This is a genomic window from Chitinophaga sp. 05T412, assembly GCF_056396465.1.
In genome coordinates this window covers 1-1,655 of record NZ_JBFTLN010000045.1, presented here as the reverse complement: position 1 = coordinate 1,655, position 1,655 = coordinate 1, and the positions used below count along the sequence as shown (strand labels likewise).

General features: G+C 48.5%; 1 protein-coding gene. It reads left to right on the top strand.

Annotated features, from left to right (window positions below; all coding sequences use genetic code 11):
- Positions 1 to 1,655 (top strand): beta strand repeat-containing protein (locus tag AC1DFM_RS34580; protein WP_477081348.1); only part of this gene is annotated, 1,655 nt, incomplete at both ends.

The window sequence follows — 1,655 nt, the reverse complement described above, 5'->3', positions numbered from 1 at the left end:
GTGCCATCGGCGATTACGAACGTTACCTGGACAGCTACTGCTAATGGTACATCTCAGGTAATTGGTACCGCCAGCGGCAGTGGTAATAGCATATCCGTGAAAGGAAATATCGATGCAGGTGCTGGTAATACGATAGTCGTTAACGTTATGGGTGTGGTGCCGGCTAATGCAACCGCTGCTTCATTGACAAACATTGCRATACTGAACGATTCCATTCCAAGTGATTCTGTGATCACGCCTGTAACGAAGAAACCGMATGTACATGTGGTGAAAACAGCAGCAGCTACAGCTATTGCAGGCGATAGCCTCAAGTACACCATCACTATTACAAATGATGGTCCATCTGATGCGAGTGGCGTGAAGATCAGCGATATCGTTTCTGATACRCTCAGTGGTGTAAGCTGGACAGCTAGCACCACTGGCGCAGCGCAGATAATAGGCGGCAACAGTGGTACAGGTAATGTAACGCTGACGGGCAATATTGCTGCGGGTACTGGAAACGCGATTAACATTCAGATTGCAGGTAAGATCAATCCTGACTTCACCGGTACCATCACCAATACGGCCAGTGCAACAGATGTAAATAACAATACTACTACTGGTACCGCTATTACGCAAGTAACCGGTAAATCCGCATTAAGTATTACCAAAACCAGTTCCGGCAGCGTGAATGCAGGTGATACCATCCGTTATGTAATCACAGCATCGAACGCCGGTCCATCCGGTGCTAAGAACGTAAGCATAGCCGATGCGGTGCCATCCGCGATTACGAACGTTACCTGGACAGCCACCGCTAATGGTACATCTCAGGTAATTGGTACCGCCAGCGGCAGTGGTAATGCTGTATTGGTGAAAGGCAATATCGATGCGGGTGCAGGCAATACGATTGTGGTTAATGTCATGGGTGTGGTGCCAGCTAATGCAACTGCCGCTTCATTGACAAACATTGCGATACTGAATGATTCCATTCCAAGTGATTCTGTGATCACCCCTGTAACGAAGAAGCCGAATGTACATGTGGTGAAAACAGCGGCAGCTACGGCCATTGCAGGCGATAGCCTCAAGTATACCATCACCGTTACGAATGATGGTCCATCTGATGCAAGTGGTGTGAAGATCAGCGATATCGTTTCTGATACACTCAGTGGTGTAAGCTGGACAGCGAGTACCAGTGGTGCAGCGCAGATAATAGGCAGCAACAGTGGTACAGGTAATGTAACGCTGACAGGTAATATTGCTGCGGGTACGGGTAACGCGATTAATATACAGATCGCAGGTAAGATCAATCCTGACTTCACTGGTACCATCACGAATACGGCCAGTGCTACAGATGCAAATAACAATACTACCACTGGCACCGCTACTACGCAGGTAACCGGTAAGTCAGCCCTGAGCATTACGAAGACCAGTTCCGGCAGTGTGAACGCAGGTGATACCATCCGCTATGTAATCACAGCTTCGAACGCCGGACCATCCGGTGCTAAGAACGTAAGCATTGCGGATGCAGTGCCATCGGCGATTACGAACGTTACCTGGACAGCTACTGCTAATGGTACATCTCAGGTAATTGGTACCGCCAGCGGCAGTGGTAATAGCATATCCGTGAAAGGAAATATCGATGCAGGTGCTGGTAATACGATAGTCGTTAACGTTAT